Genomic DNA, 2,657 nt, shown 5'->3' with positions numbered 1-2,657 from the left:
CCGGGGCAGCGGCGGCAGCAGAATCCCGGCGAGGCGCGGGTGCGCGGCGACGGCGAGCCTGGCGCGGTGGCCCGCCAGGTCCGTACCGTCCGCGTGCGCCTTGGCGACGGCCTCTCCGTGCCGTACGACCACGCCTTCGCCGCGCTCGGCGAGCACGGTCTCCGTATGCCCGCAGGCACGGCAGCGCGCCAGGTCTGCCAACGGATCCGGCACCGGATCCGCCGCGTGGGCGGCCCGGCGGGCGACGAGCCCGAGCGCACGGACGACGGATACGGTCATGGCCCCCCTATGCGATGAATTCCCACGATGCGGCGAATTCCCACGAGAACCTTACGATCCGTACGATCCGCGCGGACAGCGGTCCGGAAGGGCTGACGCGGCGCGCGTGGTGAGCGTACCGTGAGCCGGACAGCGCGATGGCCGGTCAGCTCCCCAGCTGACCGGCCAAACGCTGCCGTCCGCCGCACCCCCGTCCCCACGGGGTTGTTGGCCGGATGTCCCCGACCCGGGCCGCTCTCCCGGGTCCGGGGCGCCGCTCAGCGCCCCAGCATCACGCCCACGGACGACGCTTGTGTGACCACCGCGTCCCAGCCGCCGAAGACGACCACGAGCAGTGTCGCCAGAGGAAGGACCATGGCCGTCGCCACCAGCGGGTGGCGCGGGCCGGACCGGTGTCCGCCGAACGCGGCGAACGCCCTGCGTCCCTGCGTGCGGATCATTGCCCGCGGTGCCGTGCCCGCCATGGTCCCTCTCCTGTCTGTCCGACAGCGGCGAGTGTCGACCTCGGGGGACGAGTGCTGCACCCGCCGCTTGATCTCAACATTAGGGACGCGACAAGCCCGGGTCGTCATGCCCGCGTACCCATTACCGGGCCTCCCGGAGGATGAGCCTCCTGCCGCTGGAGTACTCCCCTGGGTGGAGAGGACGCTTCAGGACTGGGGGTCTTCCCGGAGAGCGCGCTCCGAGGAGTCCTGCCGCGGCATCGGCTGCTCGACCAGCGCGAGCACGCGCGTGGCCATGAACCGGGCCGTCCGCACCACCGATCCGTTCCGGGTGACTTCGCTCACTTCCACCACGCCCCGGCGTACCGCCGTCTCCACCCGGCGGCCCGCTCTGCTCGCCACCACTTCATACGTACGAGTCGTGTCGCCCGCGTCCACGACTATCTCCACCCGGTCACCCTTCACGATCCAATCCCCCTTCTGCGACGGACCTTTGAGATCTCGCGCGGGCCAGGAGGACTTGGGATCCGCCGTCCTCTGACCACTCCTCAAGTTTCCCACCCCGCACTGACAATCGGTCGGTCCACGAGGGCGCGGCCTATGAGCGCGCCGGGGCGCGGGTACGTAAGCTGTGCCACGTCACACGGACGACCGGGCAGCGGGGATGGACATGGCGATGATGCGGCTCCGGCGCGAGGACCCGCGTGTCGTCGGTTCGTTCCGGCTCCACCGGCGGCTGGGCGCCGGCGGGATGGGCGTCGTCTATCTGGGTTCCGACCGGCGCGGCCAGCGGGTCGCGCTGAAGGTGATCCGGCCTGATCTGGCGGAGGATCAGGAGTTCCGGTCGCGGTTCGCCCGCGAGGTCTCGGCGGCGCGCCGGATCCGCGGCGGCTGTACGGCCCGGCTGGTGGCCGCGGACCTGGAGGCGGACCGGCCGTGGTTCGCCACGCAGTATGTGCCTGGGCCCTCGCTGCACGACAAGGTCGCCGAGGAGGGCCCCCTGCCGGCCGCCGAGGTGGCCTCCGTCGGCGCCGCGCTCTCCGAGGGCCTGGTGGCCGTGCACGAGGCCGGAGTCGTCCACCGCGATCTCAAGCCGTCGAACATCCTGCTCTCGCCCAAGGGCCCTCGCATCATCGACTTCGGTATCGCCTGGGCGACCGGTGCGAGCACGCTGACGCATGTCGGTACGGCGGTCGGTTCGCCCGGCTTCCTCGCGCCGGAACAGGTGCGTGGCGCGGCGGTGACTCCGGCGACGGACGTGTTCTCGCTGGGTGCGACGCTCGCGTACGCCTCGACCTCCGACTCGCCCTTCGGGCACGGCAGTTCGGAGGTCATGCTCTACCGGGTGGTCCATGAGGAGGCGCATCTCCACGGAGTGCCCGACGCGCTCGCGCCGCTGCTGCGCGCCTGTCTGGCCAAGGACCCGGACGAGCGTCCCAGTACGCTCCAACTGTCGATGCGGCTCAAGGAGATCGCGGCCAGGGAGGCCCAGGGACTCTCGGACAGCCGGCCGCCCGCGCAGCGGGTGCGCGAGCGTGAGGCGCGGGAGCTGCCGACGGGACGGCTGACGGAGCGGTACACGGAGCGTCTGGTCGAGCGCGGCTCCATGGGCGAGCGCGGTTCGCAGGGCCGTACGGCGAGTGGCTCCGGTGTCGGTTCAGGCGCCGGTTCCGGTTCGTCCGCGTCCCGTCCCGGATCCCCGAGATCCGCAGGCTCCTCGTCGCGCGCGGGTGGCCCTTCGAGCGGCTCCGCGGGAGGCGCGTCACCGCGTTCCGGCGGCTCCTCGTCGTCGCGTACGGGCGGCTCCTCGTCCCGTAATGGGAGCTCTCCGTCCCGTACAGGCGGCTCGCGCCCGCAGCAGCCGCGCGGCACCGCGCGTACGGGCGGCGGCAGCCGTCAGCCGACCGGCGGGCGCACGACCTCGGCCGGACGGCG

The 2,657-nt window shown here is 72.5% G+C and carries 3 protein-coding genes and 1 pseudogene; 1 reads left to right on the top strand and 3 read right to left on the bottom strand.

Annotated elements, in window-relative coordinates:
- The 3 genes and pseudogenes from GA0115259_RS42015 to GA0115259_RS20990 form a co-directional block, all read right to left on the bottom strand.
- Positions 1–279, bottom strand: a pseudogene (locus GA0115259_RS42015) (aminoglycoside phosphotransferase family protein); the annotation flags it as partial.
- Positions 280–536: 257 nt separating this feature from the next.
- Positions 537–743 carry a hypothetical protein gene (locus tag GA0115259_RS20995; RefSeq protein ID WP_093599442.1) on the bottom strand — a complete coding sequence of 69 codons (207 nt, stop codon included), beginning with the start codon at positions 741–743 and terminating at the stop codon, positions 537–539.
- Between the two features lie 186 nt (positions 744–929).
- Entirely contained in the window at positions 930–1,187 is a 258-nt protein-coding gene (locus GA0115259_RS20990; RefSeq protein WP_066956291.1) for a hypothetical protein, read from the bottom strand.
- Positions 1,188–1,386: 199 nt separating this feature from the next.
- On the opposite strand from GA0115259_RS20990, the gene GA0115259_RS20985 reads away from it, so the two are divergent.
- On the top strand, positions 1,387–2,657 hold a 1,271-nt coding region (locus GA0115259_RS20985; RefSeq protein WP_161230430.1), incomplete at its 3' end, for a serine/threonine-protein kinase.

It is taken from the genome of Streptomyces sp. MnatMP-M17 (genome assembly GCF_900091995.1).
GTDB lineage: Bacteria > Actinomycetota > Actinomycetes > Streptomycetales > Streptomycetaceae > Streptomyces.
This window is presented reverse-complemented; position numbering and strand designations above follow the sequence as displayed.